Raw genomic sequence first — 14,924 nt, 5'->3', positions numbered from 1 at the left:
GGTCAGACTTCCGTCCATTGCCGAAGATTCCCTACTGCTGCCTCCCGTAGGAGTCTGGGCCGTGTCTCAGTCCCAGTGTGGCCGATCACCCTCTCAGGTCGGCTATGTATCGTCGCCTTGGTGAGCCATTACCTCACCAACTAGCTAATACAACGCAGGTCCATCTGGTAGTGATGCAATTGCACCTTTCAAGCAGATATCATGCAATATCTACTGTTATGCGGTATTAGCTATCGTTTCCAATAGTTATCCCCCGCTACCAGGCAGGTTACCTACGCGTTACTCACCCGTTCGCAACTCATCCGGAGAAGCAAGCTCCTCCTTCAGCGTTCTACTTGCATGTATTAGGCACGCCGCCAGCGTTCGTCCTGAGCCAGGATCAAACTCTCATTAAAAGTTTGAGTTCTCACTCATTTCTGTCACTGACAGATTTATTGTTTTTTTCATTGTTCAGTACTACAACCTTAGTTGTAGTGCCCTACACATTGGTTCGTCTTGTTCAGTTTTCAAAGGTCTTTGTCACTCACTTCTCTCAAGTGACAACTATATTAGTATATCACAGTCGCTTTCGCTTGTCAACACTTTTTTGAAACTTTTTTTAATTTTTTTCATCTAGTGTTTCATCTGCTTCATACTATAGTCCGTACGGGATTCGAACCCGTGTTACCGCCGTGAAAAGGCGGTGTCTTAACCCCTTGACCAACGGACCGGAGTTGTCATTTTCAACTCTTACTATTATACCGACTTTTCTTACTTTGTCAACACCTTTTTTTAACTTTTTTTCATTTCTCCTGAATTACTTCCTTCAGCTCTCTGAGAAGGGCTTTGCGGCCTTTAAATCGTTCGTCTGCCCAGAGGCGTTCGTAGGCTTCTTGCTTATCTTGTGGTAACTTTCTTCTATAACTATTCAATAATTCATGAAGGGCGTAGTAATCATCCAGCCACAATCCTCCTTCTGGTAGGCGATGGCTAATTTCTCCTACTTCTTCATAGGCCATTCGGTCTAGGCGACGTTTTTGACTCTCTTGTTTTCTGACACTATCAAGGATTCGATTGCGAAATTTTGTTTTGAAGTAGACGTAGAGTTTCTTTTCTTCTTCCACCAGTTCTGGATGCTTTTCTAGAAGTTCATGGAGACAGATCATGCCTTCTTGATCCCAATCCTCTTTCTCCCACAGGTGGAGATAGTAATCTTTTCGACATCTATGGACAATTCCTTTTACCTTCTCATAATACTTTTCAAGCATTTGCTTTCCCCCTTTCTCTGCTTGTAGTATAGCAGAGAAAGGCGGAAAGAAGGGCTTTGGTTTCTGTCTTGTGCTTTTTTTACTCTCTAATGTTATGGATTATCAGTTTGTAATTCACATAAAGCTTGCTAGTTTTTCATAGTCTAATTTTCAGACAAAACAAAAAGCCCACTGTTGTAGGCTTTCTGTAAGATATTTCTTAAAATTAAAGCATTTTGTTGTAGAATTCAACGACAAGTGCTTCGTTGATTTCTGGGTTGATTTCGTCGCGTTCTGGCAAGCGAGTCAATGAACCTTCCAATTTTTCAGCGTCGAATGATACGAATGCTGGGCGTCCAAGAGTAGCTTCTACTGCTTCAAGGATTGCTGGAACTTTCAATGATTTTTCACGAACTGAGATCACTTGACCTGGAGTTACACGGTATGATGGGATATCAACGCGTTTTCCGTCAACAAGGATGTGACCGTGGTTTACGAATTGACGAGCTTGACGACGAGTAGTCGCAAGACCAAGACGGTAAACAACGTTATCCAAACGACGTTCCAAAAGAAGCATGAAGTTGAAACCAAGGATTCCGCCTTTGATTTTTGTAGCTTGTACGAACAAGTTACGGAATTGTTTTTCACCTACACCGTAAGTGAAACGAAGTTTTTGTTTTTCAGCCAATTGCAAACCGTATTCTGACAATTTAGAACGGTTGTTTGGTCCGTGTTGTCCTGGTACGTAGTTACGACGTGCCAATTCTTTACCTGTACCTGTAAGTGAAAGGCCAAGGCGACGAGCTTGTTTCCAAGATGGTCCTGTATAACGTGACATGTGAATGTCCTCCTGATATAAATAATATTTCGGTGGAAATAGTCACTTAGAAAGCCCTGATTCGTGCAGATGCCCTTCGCCTAAACAGCCAAGGTTACTTATTATAAGACACCTGTTGACGAGCTTCATGCTTTCCTGCTGATATTTCACACAAAATCCATTTTACCATGGATCGCTGGATTTGTAAAGGGGGGTTAAGCTTTATTTTCACTACCAGAAAGGTTGAGAAGGAGGGTAAAGGTGCTTCCTAGGCCGTACTGGCTGGTAACTGTGATTTCTCCACCTAATTGATGGGCTAATTCACGCGCAATCGCAAGACCTAAGCCATGACCACCTGTTTTCATATTGCGCGAAGTTTCGACACGATAAAGGCGTTTGAAAATATTCTCCAAATCCTCTGGGGCAATGCCCTGCCCTTCATCGGTCACACTGATTGAAAGCTGGTTCTTCTCCAGCTTAGCCACCACTTCCAGCTTGGTTCCTGGAGCTGAGTATTTAAAAGCGTTATTGACCAGATTCACCAAGATGCGAGAAAGTTTGGCATAATCTCCTTCAATCCGGGCAGACTCTGGAATCACCTGTAAGTGGACATCTCGCTCCTCCTGCTCAATCAAGAACTGAAATTCACTCATACACTCAATCAAGAGCTGATCCAGAAAAATGCTGTCTTTACTAGTCGTCTCTGCCTGATTTCTAGCTGTATTTAGGGTCAAAAAATTCAACTCTTCAACCAGTTTATTAAGCCTTTCGGTCTGGCGTCCAATGGTTGCTAGATAATGGGCTTGTTCTCCTTCCTTGATAACTCCGTCCAAAATTCCTTCTACCGTCGCTTGAATAGAGGTGATGGGAGTCTTGATATCATGCGAAAGCTGGGCAATCATCAAGCTCTTTTCTCGTTCACTTTCTTCCAAGGAATCAAAGGTCGCCTGTAAATCATGAGACATTTCATTGAAAGCTTGCCCTAACTGCTGAAATTCCACAGGCCCTTGAACCTCAAGATTTGAAGGAAAATCCTTGTCCGCTACTCGCTTGGCATGTTCCTTGAGTTTACCCAATGAAGTAAAGACTGGTGATAGGAGATAGAGACTAATCCCAGCACCAACAAAACTTGCCATGAGAGTCATTCCCACTAGGAAATAAATCTCTCTTTCGTCAATTAACATTCGCTGGACTGCCCAAAAAACTACAATAATCGTTAGGAGTGTTGAAATGATATAACCCACTAGAATATAACTTTTTAATTTCATTAACTACCTCGTGCTTTCTCAATTTTGTAGCCCAAGCCCCAAACGGTTTTGATGGTGGGAGTTTCTGCACTGGCATGTTTAGCCAACTCCTGTCGAAGAGCATGAATATGAACATTCAATGTATTGGTATCATCCACATAATCTTCTTGCCAGACCTTTTCATAGAGGTCTGTCTTAGAGAAAACCCGCTCTGGATTACTAGCTAAAAGCCATAGAAGTTCGAAGGATTTGACTGTCAAATCAAGCGCCACATCTCCAACTTGAACCTTATGGCTACCGTGATTCATCCGTAAATCCCCGAGACTGACGACCTCTGTCTCACCTCCACGATGAAGGCGACGTAAGATATTGTGGACACGCAAAACCAGCTCACGTGGGCTAAAAGGCTTGGCAATAAAGTCATCTGCCCCTAAGCTTAGACCGTAAATCTTGTCCTGCTCGCTAGTCTTAGCCGTGATAAAGAGAAAAGGCTGATCTGGAGATTGATACTGGACCTCACTAATCAAATCATAACCATCCATCCGAGGCATCATGATATCTGTAATAATCAAATCAATCGCTTTTCGTTTGAATATTTCCAAGGCCTCTACTCCATCATGAGCCACCAAAACCTGATACCCTGCCTGAACCAGATAGCGTTGATGAATATCTGTGATTTCTACCTCGTCGTCAACGAGTAAAATTGTCTTTCCCATCTGTCTCTCCTTTGAAAAAAACAGTGCTATACCACAATAGTATAACACTATTTTAATCGCTTTACGAACATTCTAATCGCTATCTGGATTTTTCAAATCCTAGATAGAAAGTCTGTAGCTAGACTAGTCATTTTCCTCTTTTTTAGCTTTCAAACCGAGACCACCCAGCAGTCCAGCCAAGGCGAGTCCAAAGAATCCAATAGCAGACATTGATGTTTGGGCTTCACCAGTATATGGAAGCATGTCTTTTTGGCCTTTCATTTTATCAGCCATCATTGGATTTGACGCCTTGTTATTAGCTGCCATCTTGCCTTCATCAGACATTTTGCTTGAGGCTGCTGAAGCTTGGTCTTGCTTCATACTTGGAGTTGCCATTAGCTGACTAACATTCATGGTTTTGTCTCGCTCTTTGTTAGGCATCATCTTATCCTGGCTAGCAGCTGGCATTTGAGCTTTCATCTTAGAAGCACCTTGATGACTATTCATCATTGGAGTCGGCATAGCTGAACCATTAGAAGATGAAGCAAAGCCTGACTGCATCGGAATAAGAGACTGATGTCCATTCAAGTTTACTGTCAAATCTTTAGTCGCTACGAGATTGCTCAAATCAGCCTTGCCATCTTTAGCACCGTACACTTTAATAGTAGCTTTATAACTTTGAGTGCCGTTTTGTTTCAAGAAATCAAGAAGCTCTTTATCAGATTTTCCTTGAGTACCGGCCAAATCTACTTCATAGAAGTAGAGGCCTTTGCCCAATTTCTCTACTGGTGGAAGGGCGGGATTTTTGGCTGAACCATTGTCTGACCATGGAGCCTTGTCTGAAGCTTTCAAAATCAGGCGAGTCAACATGCCGTCTCCAGCAAAGAATTCATATGGAATGACTTGGTTGACTCCAGCTGTAAACGGGCCAGGGAAATTGGCTTTGTCCAAGTATGTAGCTGGAACATCTACTGTGTCTTTAGTATTGTCAGCCACACCTTTTTGGACTTCAGCTGGTGTAGTCAAGCCATTCAAATTGATATCCAAATCCTTAGTCGCTACGAGATTGCTCAAGTCGGCCTTGCCGTCTTTGACACCGTACACTTTGATAGTAGCTTTATAACTTTGAGTGCCGTTTTGTTTCAAGAGGTCTAGAAGCTCTTTATCAGATTTACCTTGGGTGCCGGCCAAATCTACTTCATAGAAATAGAGGCCTTTGCCCAATTTCTCCACTGGTGGAAGAGCAGGATTTTTAGCTGAGCCATTGTCTGACCATGGAGCCTTGTCTGAAGCCTTCAAGATCAGACGAGTCAACATGCCGTCACCAGCGAAGAATTCGTATGGAATAACTTGGTTGACACCAGCTGTGAATGGACCTGGGTAATTGGCCTTGTCCAAGTAAGTGGCTGGGACGTCTACTGTGTCTTTGGTATTGTCGGTTACGCCTTTTTGCACTTCAGCTGGAGTAGTCAAGCCGTTCAAGTTGACATCCAAATCTTTAGTCGCTACAAGATTGCTCAAATCGGCCTTGCCATCTTTTGCACCGTACACTTTAATAGTAGCTTTATAACTTTGAGTGCCGTTTTGTTTTAATAGGTCAAGCAGTTCTTTATCAGATTTTCCTTGAGTGCCGGCCAAGTCTACTTCATAGAAGTAGAGACCTTTGCCCAATTTATCTACTGGTGGAAAGGCGGGATTTTTGGCTGAGCCGTTGTCTGACCATGGGGCCTTGTCAGAAGCTTTCAAGATAAGGCGAGTCAACATGCCGTCACCAGCGAAGAACTCGTATGGAATAACTTGGTTGACGCCAGCTGTGAATGGCCCTGGGAAGTTGGCTTTATCCAAGTAAGTAGCTGGTACATCTACTGTGTCTTTGGTATTGTCGGCCACACCTTTTTGTACTTCAGCTGGAGTTGTTGCTGGTTGAGCTTCATTTGCTTCACGGTCTTGTCCAGAAACTATAGGCGCAGGATTTGTCGAAGGTTTAACTGCATCTTCTGTTTCTTTCTTAGATTCTGGCTTTGCTTGCACTTCTTCTTTTGGCGCTACTACTTGCTCTTTATCAGCAACATCCACTTTTTCTGAAGAGCTTGTAGTACCCAAGCTTGCTTTAGATGTTAAGTCTGCCTGTTCTGAAGGAAGAGCTGTATCAACTGCTTCTTTGAGTAGCTCTACTGGTAAATCGCTCTTTGCACTCACCGCATCTGCATCTGGCAAGACTTGAGTCGGGGTTGGATTGACCACATCGGCACGTACTGAACTTGGTTGACCAACTAGGACAAAGAAGCCACTAGCCACAACAACTGAGGCAACACCGACACTAAGACGGCGGATAGACCAACGAGTATATCTCTGATTTGGATTGAATTTCATAGGATTCTCCTTAGAGTTTTTCTTTATTTGATGACTCTAGTATAATCTCCTAAAATTAAAAAGGATTAAGAAAAAGTTAAAATTTTTCTTAAATCCCTCTTATAAAATACTTATATTGACTCAATAGTCGTTGAAAAAAAGAATAGTCATTCCTCTTCTACTCACTAAGGCTTGCTAGGGTATCCAAATATTGGTTATTAATCACCGCCATGATATAGGTATCCGGTTTTAATAAATCATTTGGTCCAAACTGTACATCTAAGGGAGCATTTTCGTAGTCACGAAAACCGAGGATATTGAGATTGTACCGTCCTCGAAGATCAAGTTGACTTAGGCTCTTACCTGACCACGATTGTGGAATTTTCATCTCGACAATTGAGACATTCTTGTCCAACTGAAAGACATCTACACTGTTATTAAAGAGAATCGTCTGTGCCAACGAACGACCCATCTCAAACTCTGGTGAAATGACTGAGTCTGCACCGATTTTTTCAAGGACTTTTTTTGCTGTATGGCTTTTAACCTTAGCAATAACAGTCGGTACCCCTAGACTCTTGCAATGCATGACTGCAAGAACACTAGACTCTAGATTTTCACCAGTTGCGACGACTACGGTATCGCAGGTATCAATTCCTGCTGAGAGCAAGAGCTCTTCATCTGTTATATCTCCAACAACTCCACGTACCAAGACTGGTTCGAACTGATTGATTCGCTCCTCATGGTCGTCAATGGCGATTATATTTATATCATGCTGAGCGAGAGCAGTAAGTACACTACTTCCAAAAATACCCAAACCTAAAATTCCAATTGTCCGATCTGACATAGTTTATCCTTTCTTATCCTATGGTAATATCTGCTTTCATATAGTGGATCATATCTTTCTTATCTGGTTGATACTCAGCCAAACTAACTAATAGCGTCAGCGGCCCAATTCGTCCGATAAACATCAGTAGCATGATAATGCTAAGAGCTAATCTGCCTAACTCTGGTGTCAAATTTGCAGTTACTCCGACCGTAGCAAGGGCAGAAATTGTTTCAAACATAATGTAGATAAAGCGCGGATTCCCCTCAGCTGTTATTCCTACTAAGATTAAGCCCGCTAAAAAAGTTATCAAGAAGATGATAAAAACACTGAAAGATTTTTGGACTGTACGAGGTTCAATCGTTCTTCGAGCCACATTGGCATGGGGCAATCCTAAAAGTTCACTGCGTGCAAAGACCAATAAGACAAAGAAGGTTGTGATTTTAAGCCCCCCGGCTGTTCCACCAGGCGCCCCACCCAGAAACATCTGCAAAATATAGATCATCAAGGTAACAGGCCTAGCCTGAGTAAAATCAATAGAAGCAAATCCTGCCGTCCGCATGCTGACAGTTTGGAAGAAACTAACCAGCAATTTATCTGGGAAACTGAGATTGCCAATCGTTCCCGAATTGTTCCACTCTATCAAGAGGGTTGAAACTGTTCCAGCAAATAAAATCCCCGCTGTTAAGAAGAGGACTAGCTTAGTATGGAAACGAAGACGACGCTTTTTCTTCTTTCCTAACTGGGTAGCCAAGTCGAACCAAACCATGAAACCTAGACCACCCGTAATAATCAAGCCTGCTATCACTAAATTAATCAAAGGATCAGTTTGAAAAGCTACTAAACTTGTACTTCCAATATTATCAAAACCAGCATTACAGAAAGCTGAAATAGCTACGAAAATGGAAGTAAAAATTCCCCGTCCCCAACCAAACTCGGGGACAAAACGAAAACTTAGCAGAAAGGCTCCGAATCCTTCTACTAGAAAAGTCGTCACGAAGATGGAACGTAGAAAATCCCTCAGAGACTGGGTTTCTTCGAAACTAAAGCTCTCCAGAATCGTTTCTCGACCTCGAAGACTGAGTTTTTGCTTGCCCTGGATATAGAAAATTCCGATAAAAGTCATGAGACCCAAACCACCAATCTGAATCAAGAACATACAGATCAGCTGCCCCCAGACATTGTAGGTCGAAGCGACAGGTAAGGTAAAAAGTCCTGTCACACAGACCATAGATACGGCTGTAAATAAATGATCAAAGTAACCGGCATGAGATGTTGGAGATTGTACAAATGGCAGACTCAAAAGGAAAGACCCAAAGAGGATAACCAAAGCAAAACTTAAAAAGATTCTCCGAGCGGGTGATAAACGCCCTAGAATGGTATTTATTTTTTCAACAATTGATTTTAATAACATAGCTACATTGTACCACAAAAATCTGAGAATACTCACATATGACTAACGATCTCAAGGCAGATACCTAGCGCCTTATCAAAAGCTTCTGCACCCCAATCGCGTTGGTCATAGTTATCAAGATCTGCCAAAGAATCTGCCGTAAACAACAACTCACCCCAAACTGCTCCGCGAAGCTGAGCTACTGCCGCAAGAGCTGCACACTCCATCTCCACAACTACGCAGCCTTCTTCCTTGCGATAGGCAACTTTTTCAGCTGTTTCTCGGTAAAATCCGTCTGTCGACCAAGTCATGACTTCTTCGTAAGGGACACCTAGTTGTTCCAAGACTTGCTCGATAGCAGAAATCGCTTCTACATGTACATCCATATAACGAGAAGGTGACGCATAATGGTAGCTGGCTCCTTCATCACGCAGAGCACGGACTGGAACTAGAAAGGCATTTTCTTCTATATCGGCTAGGACTCCACAAGTACCAGTGGAAATGATTTGCTCCACACCATAGCCAATCAACCAATCCATAAACTGGGCCGCAGGGGCAGAACCAACAGGAGCCTGAGCCAGACACACTTCCTCACCCTTGTAACTCATGACATAAACAGGATAGGTTTTAGTGGCAGACACAAACTCCCCAACGCACTCCGCCCCTACTTCCTGAGCGTAGCGGTCAATCTCCTCTTCCAAAAATGCATAGATGCACTTCTTTGGCAACTGTAAATCTAATCCTTCGTGATTTGGCATGATGACTGCCTGAGGATTATCATCAAACTCTAAAATAGGAATGGCATGTTTTTGAATCATAGAGTACCTCCTCTAAATTTGTACTATTATAACAAAAGCAAAACGAAAGTCAAGACGGAAGCCTAAGTCAAATCAGAAAAAACCTACCTTAAGTAGGAAATAACAATTAAATGCTTTTTTCGTCATAATAAACTTGCTATAGCTTAGGAATTATCTTATAATAGATTGAATTTGAAAAAGGGAGAAATCTTATGAAATTCTATTCCTATGACTATGTGCTCAGTCAGATTAGTCAACAGAATTGGGTCATGATTATTGTGTCGACGCTCTTAGTGATTGTGACTGGATTCTTTGCATTTAAGGCTTTTCAAGATAAGAGAGGGAGTAAGTTCCGTGAATTATCGCTCATTTCTATTTTGACCTTAATTGCTTTTGTATTGATTAGCATTACGAATCTTCAAAACAACCAATCCAATGATAATCAATTTCGTAGTTCCTTGCACTTCATCGAAATTGTATCAAAAGAGTTAGGTGTTGATAAGAAAAATGTTTATGTCAACACATCAGCAGTGACTGATGGGGCGATTATTAAAGTAGGTGACAATTTTTATCGTGCCATTAGCGGGACTGACCAAGATAGCTATTTATTAGAAAAAATGGAACTCTATAAATCAGATGTTGAACTCGTGGAGGTTGAAAAATGATAAGCTTTTTTGCTACGATTGCAATTAAATTGGCTTTGGGGCTTCTTTCTCTTGTTTTTGTTATTAACGTAACAGGTAAAGGAAATCTAGCACCAAGTTCTGCAGTGGACCAAATCCAGAACTTTGTTCTCGGGGGTATTATCGGTGGGGTTATCTACAATAGTTCTATTACCATCATCCAATACATTGTTATCCTCATTATTTGGACTATTCTCATTTTACTCCTTAAATGGTTGAATACCAATATTTCCTTTTTCAAACACTTAATTGACGGGAAACCTACTATTATCATTAAAAATGGTAAATTAGATCCAGAAGCCTGTCGCTCAAAAGGTCTTGCAGCCGCAGATGTAGCTCTTAAATTGCGCTCTCAAGGAATCTTCCAACTGAAGGATGTCAAGAGAGCTGTGATTGAGCAAAATGGACAGCTGATTGTCGTAAGAATGGGCGATGAAAATCCTAAGTATCCAATTATTACCGACGGTGTTGTCCAAGTTGAAATCCTAGAAACCATTGGCAAATCCGAGGAGTGGCTAACTGAGAAATTGAAAGAAGAAGGTTTCGAAGAAGTCTCAAATATCTTTATCGCTGAATATGATAAAGGTCATTTGAATGTTGTAACCTATTAAAAAAATAAACTGATGCTTTTCGTATCAGTTTTTTGCTTTTTTGCATAAAAGGGTATATACTTAAATTAATATCTGATGTAATTTAGATAATACAAAAAATTAACGGAGGTATCCCCCATGTCAATCGAAGAAAAATTCAACCAAGCTAAAGGTTCTGTCAAAGAAGGTTTTGGTAAACTAACTGGCGATACAAAAACTCAAGCAGAAGGAGCTGCAGAAAAGGTAGCTTCAAAAGCTAAAGAAGTTGCTGAAGATGCAAAAGAAGCTGTCGAAGGTGCAGTATCTGGCGTAAAAAACATCTTTAAAAAAGACGGAGAATAATTCTTTCTCGTCCTAATAACATAAAAACTCTCCCTTCTCTTTCGAGGAAGGAGAGTTTTCTTTTATGGTTGACCACCAGGGCCACCATTTCCTTGAGGGCCACCACCAGGTGCTCCTCCGCCTCCAGGCATAGAATTGACGATTTCAGTTTGTTTTTCACCATTAAGGTAGATATCTCCACCTGTATAGGTCGCTGTTCCGTCAAAGTCAAATCCTGTTTGACCTGTCATTTTGATGGTTCCGCCAGTGACTGTAATGTTTCCATTTGAGTCAATTGGATCTGTGTCCCCTTGACCAACTTCAACTGTCAAGTTCCCACCATTCATGGTGAAGAAAATTTCACTTTGTTGAGCATTTTTGTTGGCTGCATTGACACCATCATCTGTTGAGTAGATGGTAATATCCCCACCGTTGATAGTGATAGACTTACCTTCAAGCCCTTCGGTAGAATTCTTAACGGTGTAGGTTCCACTATCGATGACCAAATCACCTGATGCATGGATACCATCATCACCTGCAGTAACGGTTATAGTGTTATCAGAGAGATACATGGTTCCAACAGATGTATCCTCATCATTATCGACCTTGACTCCGTCTTCCTTGGCATCGATAGTCATGGTTGTTCCAGTGATGTTGAGCTCATCATTGACATTAAAGGCATCTCCAACTGCTGTGATGTTGTAGGTTCCACCTGTGATGTGAAGCGTGTCGTTAGCCTTGATAGCATTGTTTTTCTTGCCATCTACATTGAGAGTCCCTTTACCGTTGATGGTCAAGTCCACTTTAAAGAAGAGGGCCGCGTCAGCCTTGTCATCACTATTTGAAGCTGAATCTGACAGGCTATTAGTTGTGCCGTCTGCTAGAGTCAAGTACACATGACCAGCTGATATGGCAGAAATAGCTGCATTGGCATTGGTCATTGTTACACCATTTAGAACGATGTGTACGTCATCTGAACTTCCAGCTTCAATCTTGATTTGAACTCCGTCGGATTGACCAGAAATTACATAGGTTCCTGACTTAGAGATTGTAACGGTAGAACCTGATACAGCCACACCATCACCTGATACCGTCGCTGTTGAGCCTGATAGAGTTACAGTTGCTGCTGTCTTTTCATCATAAGAAGTATCATAGTCCTTATCTGTAAAGTAACTAGATGTTTTCTTATTGGTAGTTACTGTTGTCGTTGCAGTACTATTGCTAGCTGTTGTATTTGAAGTTGACTGGGTACATGCTGTTACCAGTGCTAGAGTTGTTATACTTGTTAATAGGAATGTCCATTTTTTTGCTTTCATGCTCGTTTCCTCGTCTTTCATTTTACATGCTCTTAGTCTACGGGTCTTTCCTAAAAGAAGCCTAAACTTTTTCTGAAAGTTTTCTTAAGTTTAGTTTCAATTAAGTTAAATTTAACAAAAGTTTTAGAAACCCCCTCTAGAATTGTAGACAAGCAAGTTCACCTTGTTTAAAAATAGTATAACTGAAAGAAAGAGGAGAAAGACTTATGAAACCATTAGAAACAACTTTTAAGCGGATTGAAACCAAATATATTATCTCCAAAGATAAACTAGACAAACTGATTCAAGATTTAAAGGAATATCTAGTAGAAGACGACTATCCAATTTCAACTATTTCAAACATCTACTTTGATACGGAAGACTTTGATGTGCTCCAAGATGATGATTTTGGAAATAAGCGAAAAGAAAAGGTTCGGATGCGGACCTATCTCAGTCAACCTAAAGCAGATAGTCAAGTATTTTTAGAAATCAAAACCAAGGACCAAGAAGGAGTTGGTCGCAAGTTTAGACTACTCTCAACTCCTACTTCTATCCTTAATTTTATGACCAAAGGGCACTTGGATGCTAGCATTACTGATACAGTCGTCATTGAAAAAGTGAAAAAGCTTCATCAGGATTACAAGCAAGCAATCCAGCCTCGTATGTACATCTACTACGATCGTTATTCATTAAAAGAAAAAAAATACATCGAGGGCTACGACTATAATAAAATTCGTATCACAATTGACCAAAATCTAATCTATAGAGATGAAAATGTCAGTCTCTTCGCAGGAAATCAAGGGGCTCCTCTATTGGATGACAATACTGTAATTATGGAGATTAAAGCTCCTGGAAACAAACCTCAGTGGTTACAAGACATCCTAGACAAGTATAGTTTGATGGAGCACAAATTTTCAAAATACAGTTGTGCTTACCACAAATCTCAAGGGCTTCCTTATGCACCACGTCCCAGTATAGAAAGCGCAGGTACCGCTTATGCTTAATCTATTTAACTCAATTTTCAACAACGCCACTGCAAGTGCAGATCCCTTCCAACTACTGCTGGCACTTCTAGTCAGTCTAGTCCTAGGTTTGGCACTTACTTGGACCTACAAATATCGAACCCTCTACACCAGAGAATTTGCTATCAGCTTGACTCTGCTTCCCTGCCTTATGACCTTGGTTATTTTTCTGGTCAATGGGAGCTTGGGTACTTCAATTGCTGTAGCCGGAACCTTTAGTTTGATTCGTTTCCGTTCTGCAACTAGTGGTTCAAGAGAACTGATTGCAATTTTCCTAGCCATGATTATCGGTCTGGCTTGTGGAACAGGCTATCTCTTCCTAGCAATTCTCTTCACGCTCTTTATCTTGGGCGTTTGGTTCCTTTTGGAAAATCAACAAGTCAAAACTGACAATCAACGCCGTAGACTTTTGACAATCACGGTAGCTAATCAGGAGAAGGTACAGGAAGCTATCCAATCAGCTCTTGACCAATTCTGCTCAGAAATTGACATGATTACGATCAATAGCACAAATGCAGGGGACAACCTTAGCATTGTCTATGAAGTCGAGCTAAAAACAGAGGCAGATGATTTCCAAGTGACTAGCTATCTTACACAAAATATTGATCAATGCGATGTGGCATTGACTAAAAAAGCTAAAAAGAGAAAAAATCTCTAAAGACGAAAAACGAGGCTGGGATAAAAATTCCGACCTCGTTTTTTGCTAGCAATAAGTTTTTGACACTGAGACTGGTTAGGCTTTTCGATTCCAAAGAGCTCTTGTGAAAAAGACTTCATTTTCTCTATCTCAACCTTTAATTTCCTTTGACTGGAATCTCTTTGATAACTCGCGCTGGATTTCCTGCTAGAACTACATTGTCACCAAAGGATTTTGTAATGACCGCTCCTGCTCCTGCAACGACATTATCCCCTAAAGTAACACCCGGTAGGACAATGACACCACCACCTGCCCAAAAGTTCTTACCAATCGTGATGGGTTTGCCAAATTCTAGTCCTGAGTTTCGTTCGTCGGGGTCCAGCGGGTGAAGGGGTGTTAAAAATTGACAGTTGGGACCAATCATAGCATTGTCACCGATGGTTATAGGACAAACATCTAGCATAGTTAAATTCCAATTGGAATAGAAATTTTCTCCCAGATGAATATTGACCCCGTAATCTACCATCAAGCGAGTGTTGATGTAGAGATTTTCACCAGTAGAACCAAACCATCCTTTGATGATTTCCATACCTTTTACTGGATCGACTTCTTCATTAAAAGCTGCTTGCTTTTGTCGCGCTTTTTGTGCTAGAAAACGGAGGTCTGGGTCGAATGGGTGATAGGGTTCCCCCGCGATCATTTTTTGATATTCAGTTTTCATATCTTGATGTCCTTGTTTTTTATACTCAATGAAAATCAAAGAGCAAACTAGGAAGAGAGCCGCAGGCTGTACTTGAGTACGGCAAGGTGAAGCTGACGTGGTTTGAATTTGATTTTCGAAGAGTATTAGATGATTGTAGCATAGTTTTAAATCTAGAGCAAGTTATAGTGAAATGAAATAGAATCTGAACAAATTTACCAGAGTAGTTAAGTCAATTTCTAGCATTTTTTAGAATTCACAGTGTACCGTTTTGTATAGTGGATTGAAATAAGATATGAACAGAGAGATTAGGAAAGTCAAACTAA

At 41.2% G+C, this 14,924-nt stretch carries 15 protein-coding genes, 1 tRNA gene and 1 rRNA gene; 5 read left to right on the top strand and 12 right to left on the bottom strand.

Annotated features, from left to right (window positions below):
• The 10 genes from QM928_RS08155 to QM928_RS08110 all read right to left on the bottom strand — a co-directional run.
• Positions 1–395, bottom strand: a 16S ribosomal RNA gene (locus tag QM928_RS08155); the annotation flags it as partial.
• Positions 396–637: 242 nt separating this feature from the next.
• Positions 638–709: transfer RNA gene (locus tag QM928_RS08150), tRNA-Glu, on the bottom strand.
• A 73-nt stretch (positions 710–782) separates the two neighbouring features.
• Positions 783–1,247, bottom strand: a complete 465-nt coding sequence (locus tag QM928_RS08145) for a sigma-70 family RNA polymerase sigma factor (protein ID WP_153224704.1) — start codon at positions 1,245–1,247, stop codon at positions 783–785.
• Positions 1,248–1,452: 205 nt separating this feature from the next.
• Entirely contained in the window at positions 1,453–2,064 is a 612-nt protein-coding gene (gene rpsD / locus QM928_RS08140) for a 30S ribosomal protein S4 (protein ID WP_000092756.1), read from the bottom strand.
• A 194-nt stretch (positions 2,065–2,258) separates the two neighbouring features.
• Positions 2,259–3,311, bottom strand: a complete 1,053-nt coding sequence (locus tag QM928_RS08135) for a sensor histidine kinase (protein WP_414294937.1) — start codon at positions 3,309–3,311, stop codon at positions 2,259–2,261.
• On the bottom strand, positions 3,311–4,006 hold the full coding sequence (locus QM928_RS08130) for a response regulator transcription factor (RefSeq protein ID WP_414294938.1): 696 nt from the start codon (positions 4,004–4,006) through the stop codon (positions 3,311–3,313). The genes QM928_RS08135 and QM928_RS08130 overlap by 1 nt, the downstream gene beginning before the upstream one ends.
• Positions 4,007–4,129: 123 nt before the next feature.
• Positions 4,130–6,358, bottom strand: coding sequence for an SSURE domain-containing protein (locus tag QM928_RS08125; protein ID WP_414294939.1), 2,229 nt, complete (start codon positions 6,356–6,358; stop codon positions 4,130–4,132).
• 157 nt (positions 6,359–6,515) lie between these two features.
• Entirely contained in the window at positions 6,516–7,181 is a 666-nt protein-coding gene (locus tag QM928_RS08120) for a potassium channel family protein (protein WP_414294940.1), read from the bottom strand.
• A 13-nt stretch (positions 7,182–7,194) separates the two neighbouring features.
• Positions 7,195–8,574, bottom strand: a complete 1,380-nt coding sequence (locus QM928_RS08115; RefSeq protein WP_414294941.1) for a TrkH family potassium uptake protein — start codon at positions 8,572–8,574, stop codon at positions 7,195–7,197.
• Positions 8,575–8,606: 32 nt separating this feature from the next.
• Complete coding sequence (locus QM928_RS08110; protein WP_414294942.1) at positions 8,607–9,371, bottom strand: nucleoside phosphorylase; 765 nt, start codon at positions 9,369–9,371, stop codon at positions 8,607–8,609.
• A 191-nt stretch (positions 9,372–9,562) separates the two neighbouring features.
• On the opposite strand from QM928_RS08110, the gene QM928_RS08105 reads away from it, so the two are divergent.
• From QM928_RS08105 to QM928_RS08095, 3 genes are all read left to right on the top strand, one after another.
• Positions 9,563–10,015: a DUF3290 family protein gene (locus QM928_RS08105; RefSeq protein ID WP_153224522.1), complete on the top strand. Its 453-nt coding sequence runs from the start codon at positions 9,563–9,565 to the stop codon at positions 10,013–10,015.
• Positions 10,012–10,644 (top strand): DUF421 domain-containing protein, encoded by a 633-nt coding sequence (locus QM928_RS08100; RefSeq protein WP_153224523.1) that lies wholly within the window; start codon positions 10,012–10,014, stop codon positions 10,642–10,644. The genes QM928_RS08105 and QM928_RS08100 overlap by 4 nt, the downstream gene beginning before the upstream one ends.
• A gap of 117 nt (positions 10,645–10,761) precedes the next feature.
• Positions 10,762–10,965: a CsbD family protein gene (locus QM928_RS08095; RefSeq protein WP_000020982.1), complete on the top strand. Its 204-nt coding sequence runs from the start codon at positions 10,762–10,764 to the stop codon at positions 10,963–10,965.
• A gap of 62 nt (positions 10,966–11,027) precedes the next feature.
• Here the strand turns inward: QM928_RS08095 and QM928_RS08090 are convergent, their stop codons facing one another.
• Positions 11,028–12,260: a carbohydrate-binding domain-containing protein gene (locus QM928_RS08090; protein ID WP_414294943.1), complete on the bottom strand. Its 1,233-nt coding sequence runs from the start codon at positions 12,258–12,260 to the stop codon at positions 11,028–11,030.
• A gap of 206 nt (positions 12,261–12,466) precedes the next feature.
• Here QM928_RS08090 and QM928_RS08085 point away from each other — a divergent pair, with 206 nt between their 5' ends.
• The gene (locus QM928_RS08085) at positions 12,467–13,243 is read left to right on the top strand and encodes a polyphosphate polymerase domain-containing protein (RefSeq protein ID WP_153224524.1); all 777 of its coding nucleotides are present in this window, start codon (positions 12,467–12,469) and stop codon (positions 13,241–13,243) included.
• Positions 13,236–13,919: a DUF4956 domain-containing protein gene (locus QM928_RS08080; RefSeq protein ID WP_045762619.1), complete on the top strand. Its 684-nt coding sequence runs from the start codon at positions 13,236–13,238 to the stop codon at positions 13,917–13,919. Before QM928_RS08085 ends, QM928_RS08080 begins: the two co-directional genes overlap by 8 nt.
• A gap of 136 nt (positions 13,920–14,055) precedes the next feature.
• On the opposite strand, the gene QM928_RS08075 is transcribed toward QM928_RS08080, so the two are convergent.
• On the bottom strand, positions 14,056–14,619 hold the full coding sequence (locus QM928_RS08075; protein WP_075232406.1) for a sugar O-acetyltransferase: 564 nt from the start codon (positions 14,617–14,619) through the stop codon (positions 14,056–14,058).
• Between the last annotated feature and the right edge of the window lie 305 nt (positions 14,620–14,924).

The organism is Streptococcus infantis, assembly GCF_047460405.1.
Lineage (GTDB): Bacteria > Bacillota > Bacilli > Lactobacillales > Streptococcaceae > Streptococcus > Streptococcus infantis_Q.
Note: the sequence above shows the minus strand (reverse complement) of the source record. Positions and strands in the feature narration are given on the sequence as shown.

What these genes read in the sequence shown, in the direction of transcription:
- QM928_RS08135 (WP_414294937.1), bottom strand. Translation starts at nt 3,311, where the DNA reads ATGAAATTAAAAAGTTATATTCTAGTGGGTTATATCATTTCAACACTC.
- QM928_RS08130 (WP_414294938.1), bottom strand. Translation starts at nt 4,006, where the DNA reads ATGGGAAAGACAATTTTACTCGTTGACGACGAGGTAGAAATCACAGAT.
- rpsD (WP_000092756.1), bottom strand. Translation starts at nt 2,064, where the DNA reads ATGTCACGTTATACAGGACCATCTTGGAAACAAGCTCGTCGCCTTGGC.
- QM928_RS08120 (WP_414294940.1), bottom strand. Translation starts at nt 7,181, where the DNA reads ATGTCAGATCGGACAATTGGAATTTTAGGTTTGGGTATTTTTGGAAGT.
- QM928_RS08145 (WP_153224704.1), bottom strand. Translation starts at nt 1,247, where the DNA reads ATGCTTGAAAAGTATTATGAGAAGGTAAAAGGAATTGTCCATAGATGT.
- QM928_RS08085 (WP_153224524.1), top strand. Translation starts at nt 12,467, where the DNA reads ATGAAACCATTAGAAACAACTTTTAAGCGGATTGAAACCAAATATATT.
- QM928_RS08105 (WP_153224522.1), top strand. Translation starts at nt 9,563, where the DNA reads ATGAAATTCTATTCCTATGACTATGTGCTCAGTCAGATTAGTCAACAG.
- QM928_RS08100 (WP_153224523.1), top strand. Translation starts at nt 10,012, where the DNA reads ATGATAAGCTTTTTTGCTACGATTGCAATTAAATTGGCTTTGGGGCTT.
- QM928_RS08075 (WP_075232406.1), bottom strand. Translation starts at nt 14,619, where the DNA reads ATGAAAACTGAATATCAAAAAATGATCGCGGGGGAACCCTATCACCCA.
- QM928_RS08125 (WP_414294939.1), bottom strand. Translation starts at nt 6,358, where the DNA reads ATGAAATTCAATCCAAATCAGAGATATACTCGTTGGTCTATCCGCCGT.
- QM928_RS08110 (WP_414294942.1), bottom strand. Translation starts at nt 9,371, where the DNA reads ATGATTCAAAAACATGCCATTCCTATTTTAGAGTTTGATGATAATCCT.
- QM928_RS08090 (WP_414294943.1), bottom strand. Translation starts at nt 12,260, where the DNA reads ATGAAAGCAAAAAAATGGACATTCCTATTAACAAGTATAACAACTCTA.
- QM928_RS08095 (WP_000020982.1), top strand. Translation starts at nt 10,762, where the DNA reads ATGTCAATCGAAGAAAAATTCAACCAAGCTAAAGGTTCTGTCAAAGAA.
- QM928_RS08115 (WP_414294941.1), bottom strand. Translation starts at nt 8,574, where the DNA reads ATGTTATTAAAATCAATTGTTGAAAAAATAAATACCATTCTAGGGCGT.
- QM928_RS08080 (WP_045762619.1), top strand. Translation starts at nt 13,236, where the DNA reads ATGCTTAATCTATTTAACTCAATTTTCAACAACGCCACTGCAAGTGCA.